General features: G+C 76.8%; 4 protein-coding genes and 1 pseudogene. All 5 read left to right on the forward strand.

The window, feature by feature from the left end; translation table 11 throughout:
* Nucleotides 1-199, forward strand: a pseudogene (locus ABD317_RS33530) (acyl-CoA dehydrogenase family protein); the annotation flags it as partial.
* Nucleotides 196-1,398, forward strand: a complete 1,203-nt coding sequence (locus tag ABD317_RS33535) for an acyl-CoA dehydrogenase family protein (protein ID WP_344295075.1) — start codon at nucleotides 196-198, stop codon at nucleotides 1,396-1,398. The pseudogene ABD317_RS33530 and the gene ABD317_RS33535, both read left to right, overlap by 4 nt.
* Nucleotides 1,391-2,758: an MATE family efflux transporter gene (locus ABD317_RS33540; RefSeq protein WP_344295077.1), complete on the forward strand. Its 1,368-nt coding sequence runs from the start codon at nucleotides 1,391-1,393 to the stop codon at nucleotides 2,756-2,758. The genes ABD317_RS33535 and ABD317_RS33540 overlap by 8 nt, the downstream gene beginning before the upstream one ends.
* Nucleotides 2,759-3,466: a 4'-phosphopantetheinyl transferase family protein gene (locus ABD317_RS33545; protein WP_344295079.1), complete on the forward strand. Its 708-nt coding sequence runs from the start codon at nucleotides 2,759-2,761 to the stop codon at nucleotides 3,464-3,466. It begins immediately after the preceding gene.
* Nucleotides 3,451-4,875, forward strand: a complete 1,425-nt coding sequence (locus tag ABD317_RS33550) for a condensation domain-containing protein (protein ID WP_344295081.1) — start codon at nucleotides 3,451-3,453, stop codon at nucleotides 4,873-4,875. Before ABD317_RS33545 ends, ABD317_RS33550 begins: the two co-directional genes overlap by 16 nt.
* Nucleotides 4,876-4,919 lie beyond the last annotated feature (44 nt).

The raw sequence follows: 4,919 nt of genomic DNA on the forward strand, positions 1-4,919 counted from the left end.
CGCCGCGCCCGGCTCCGCCGCGCGCGCGGCCGACGTGCTCGTCCGCGCGCAGCGCACCGCGCTGCGGCTGCTCGGCGCCTCCGGCTATCTCGACGACGGCCCCGGCCGGCTCGCCCGCGCCGTCGACCTGCTGGCCGACGTCCACCCCGTCGCCGCCGACCCGGCGACCGGCCGCCACGCCACCGAGGTGAGCCCATGACTACCGCCCCGGCCCGCACCCCGTCCGCTCCGACACGCACACCCCCCGACCCCGCGCGCCTCCGCGCCGCGGTCGAGGAGTACGCCCTGGCGTTCCGCGCCACCGCCCTGGCCATGGACCGGCCCGGCGCCGACCCCAGGACCCTCAACCCCGTCGTCCACGACGCCTACTTCCCCGTCCTCCTCGGCCTGCCGCCCGCGTACAATCCCGACCCGCTGATCGTCGACGGCCGCCCCTGCCACCTGCACAGCTGCGTCGAGCGCGTGGTCGTCTACGAGCGCCTCGCCTGGGGCGACGCCGCGCTGATGGTCGCCGCCCCCGGGCCCTCGCTCTCCGGCGTGCTCACCGAGGAACTGGGCGACGACGACCAGAAGGAGCGCTACTACACCACCCTCGCCGCCCGCCCCACCTGGACGTTCTTCGCGCTCACCGAGCCGCACGCCGGCTCCGACGCCACCGCGCTGACCACCGCGCTGACCCCGGCCGGGGCTGGCGACCCCGGCTCGTACCGGCTCAGCGGCGTCAAGAAGTACATCGGCAACGCCGTCCGCGCCGACCTCGGCGTGGTCTTCGCCCGCATCAAGCCCGGCCCCGTCGGCGTCGTCGCCGTGCTCGTCGAGCCCGACCGGCCCGGCTTCACCGCCACCGCGCTGCCGACCACCGGCATGCGCGCCATCGGGCTCAGCGAGGTCCGCCTCGCCGACGTGCCCGTGGCCGCCTCCGACATCCTCGGCATGCACCTGTCCGCGACCCGCCGCGGCATCGTCGGCGCGATGCGCACCTTCAACCGCGCCCGGCCCGTCGTCGCCGCCATGGCCCTCGGCGTCGCCCAGGCCGCCTGGGACTACGCCGCCACCCACCGCCACGCCCTGCGCGCCGCCGAGTCGCAGGTGATGGAGGGGCTGCGGCGCCGGCTGGCCGGCACCCGGCGGCTGGTGCTGGCCGCCGCCGGGCAGGCCGACCGCGACCCCGGGGACGGCACGGTCGCCTCGGCCGCCAAGTACCGGGCCGCAGAACTGGCCCTGGAGACCTCCGAGTACGCGCTCCGGCTCTTCGGGCCCGGCGCCCGGCTGGAGCACCCGCTGCTGGACAAGTTCCACCGGGACGCCCGGGCCTTCGAGTTCATGGAGGGCACCGGCGCCGTGCAGCGGCTCAACCTCGCCCTGGGCCACCGGAAAGGCAGGATCCTCGATGACTGACGTCAAGGAGCACGGCGACCCGCCCCCGGACGCCGCCCCCGCCGCCCCCGCCGCCCCCGCCGACCTGCGCGGCCGGCTGCGCGGGCTGGCCGTCCCCATCTGCCTCGGCGTCGTCACCGGCCTCGGCGCGCAGTTCGCCATCTCGGCGCTCCTGGGCAACATGGGCGGCGACGCGCTGTACATCCGGGCCCTGTTCATCCCCGTCGCCTTCTTCTTCCTGGCGCTGGAGGAGGGCATCGAGATCAGCAGCCAGGTCGTCTCCGCCCGCCGCCGCGGCGCGGACGCCGGCGACGCCTCGCAGCCGCCGCTGGTCCGTATCGGGGCCATCGCCCTGGGCTGCTTCGCCGTCGCCGCGGCGGTCATCGCGGTGGCCGCGCCGCAGATGGCGGAGACGCTCGACGTGGACGCCGCCTCGCACGACGACTTCGTGCTCTTCGCCCGGCTGGTGGCCGCCTCGTTCCTGCTGGCCGTGCTCACCTCCGTGGTCGCGGGGACGCTGCGCGGCTGGGGCAGCGCGCGGGCGGCGTCGGTCATCACCGTCGCCGTGGCCCTCATGCAGGTGCTGGGTGTGTGGGTGCTCGGCTTCTACGGCGGCATGGGCGTCTTCGCGGTGCCCGCGTCCATCGCCGGCGCCTCGGTGGTCGGCCTGACCGCGGGGCTGGTCCTGCTCGCGCGCACGGGGCTGCTGCGCCTCGGCGGTCCGGCGGAGCCGCTGCGGCAGACCGTGGGCATCCTGGTCACCGTCGGGGTGCCGGTGGCCGTGTCGTACCTCTTCATCGCCGGCATGAACTACACCTCGCTGTGGGTGCTGTCGGACTTCGGCCCGGAAGCCGTCGCCGGCTACGGCGGCGCGCACGCCGTCCAGGTGCTGTCCCTGTCGCCCGCGATCGCGCTCGGCTCGGCCGTGGCGATCACCATGAACCAGAGTCTCGGCGCCGGCGAGAGCCACCTGCTGCGGCCGATCCTGCGCGAGGGCGTGCGGTACGTGCTGGCGGTCTACGCGCTCCTCGCGGCCGCCGGCTTCGCGCTGGCCGGCCCGCTCGGCGAGCTGATGAGCGACGACGCCGGCACCGCCGCCTTCACCGACGACTACCTGACCGTCGTCGCGCCGAGCTGGCTGGCGTTCGGCCTGCTCAACATGGTGACGATGAGCCTGCAGCAGGTGCGCAACGGGCACATCACCATCGCGTCCGACGTCGTCTACCTCGGCGCGGTCAACGTCGGCGGCGGGCTCATCGCCCGCGCCGTGGACCACGCCGAGGCGTACTTCGTCGCGCTGGCCGCCGGCAACGTCGTCATCGGCGGGCTGCTGCTGGCCACGGCCTGGCAGCGCTTCGGCCGCGCGGCGGAGGGCGCGTAGATGGGCGGGCACGCGGTCCGGGTGTGGGACGTCGACCTGTCCGGGGAGGCCGGCGCCGCCGGGGGAGCACGCACGGGCCCCGCCGCCGGCCGGGTCGGCGACGCCGTACGGGCGCGCGCGGCGCGGCTCGCCGACCCCGTACGCGGCGCGGCGCTGCTCCGCTCGCACGCCGCCGCCGGGCTGCTGCGCGCCGACCACCTGCGGCTGCCGCCCGAGCGGGTCGGCTGGGCCCCGGGGCCGTCCGGCAAACCGGCGCTGACCGGCGCGGGCCGGGGCTGCGAGTGGAACCTGTCCCGCTCGGGGCTGCGCGCCCTCGTCGCCGTCGGCGGCGGCGCGCCGGTCGGCGTCGACCTGCAGGCCGAACACCCGCACGGCGACCCGCTGACGCTGGCCCGGCGGTACTTCGCACCCGCCGAGGCGGCGCAGGTCGCCGCGCTGCCCGCGGGCCGGGCCCGGGTGCGGCGGCTGTGCCTGCTGCTGTCCCGCAAGGAGGCGTGGGCCAAGGCCGCCGGCGGGCGGCTGCTGGACTTCCTGCGCCGCGACGTCGGCGGCGGCCCGGCGGCCCGTCGCCTCGACGGCGTCGACTACGCCGTCGCCGACCTCACGATCGGACCGGGGTACGCCGCCGCGGTCGCCACCACCGGCCGCACGCCCGGCCGCATCGACCACCGCAGCTGTGACTGGAGGGACCTGTGCGTACGGAACTGAGCGAGGTGGCGGGCCACAACGCCCGCGTGGTCACCGTCGGCGTCGCCGGCGCGCCCGCCGGCGAGGGGCCCGTGACCTGGGGCCAGTGGGCCATCCGGCGGGCCATGCTGGACACCGAGCCCGACGACCACGGCACCAACGTCAAGGTGGTGGTGCCCGTTGATCCGGCCCTGCCGACGGCCCGCGCGGTCGAGGCGGTACGCGGGCTGCTCACCGTGTACGACTCGCTGCGCACCCGCGTCCACGTGGGCGACGGCGGCGCCATGCGGCAGGAGCTGGACGGCGGCGGCCCGTTCGATGTGTACGTCTTCGACTCCGGGAACCCCGAGGACGCTGAGGACCCCGCGGACCCGGGGGCGGCGGCCGCGCTCGCCGACTCCGTCGAACGCCACTGGCGCGCCGTGCGGTTCGCGTACGACCGCGAGTGGCCGGTGCGCGCCGCGCTCGTGCGCGCCGACGGGCGGGTGGTGCGCGTCGTACTCGTCCTCGCGCACGTCGCCACCGACGCGATGGGCCTGACGGTGCTGCGCGACGCCCTGGCCGAGCTGCTCCGCGGCGCCGACCCGGCGGCGCTGCGCGCCGCGAGCCGCGGGCACCAGCCGCTGGCGGAGGCCGCGTACCAGGCGTCGGAGAAGGGCCGCAAGCGGGACCGGGCGGCGCGGCGGCACTGGACGGAGTCGCTGCGCGACGCCCCCGAGCGGCTGTTCACCCGCCGGCCGGGCGCCGCGCCGGCCTACCGGCAGGCGGTGCTCGCCTCGCCGAGCCTGCCGGGGGCGCTGCACACGCTGGCCGGGCGCTGGCGGATCAGCTCCGCGGCGGTCCTGCTCGCCGCCGCCTCGGCGGTGGTGGCGCGGCAGTCGCGGCACGACCGCGCCGTGTTCCAGGTGATGGTGAGCAACCGGTTCCAGCCGGCGCTGCGGGAGGCGGTGAGCACGGTGACGCTGGAGGGCCTGTTCACGCTCGACGCCGGGCTCGCCCCGGACGCCGGGCCCGCCGGCTTCGAGGCGCTGGCCCGGCGCGCGGCGCAGGCGGCGATGAAGACGTACTACCACGCCTACTACGACAAGTCCGCGCTGCTGGACGACCTGCGCGCGCTGGACGAGCGGCGCGGCCGGCCGACGGACCGGACCTGCTGGTACAACGACCTGCGGGACCTGCTCACCGAGGCGCGGTCGGTGGACCGGCGCGAGCGGGACGGCGTGCCGCCGGAGCAGTCGGTGATCGAGTGGCAGACGCTCGGCCGGCAGTCGGAGACGTCGGTGGCCTGGCACGTGTACAGCAGCAGGCACTTCATGCCGGTGTCGCTGACCGTGGACACCGGGCTGATCGGCGAACCGGCCGCGGAGGCGATGCTGACGGGGTTCGAGGCGCTGATCGTCGACGCGGCACGGGCGGCGGAGGCCGCCTGACCGCCGCCCGCGGAGGCGGGGTCCGACGCAGACCCGGGTGCCGC

Source organism: Streptomyces synnematoformans (genome assembly GCF_039531005.1).
Classification (GTDB): Bacteria; Actinomycetota; Actinomycetes; order Streptomycetales; family Streptomycetaceae; genus Streptomyces; species Streptomyces synnematoformans.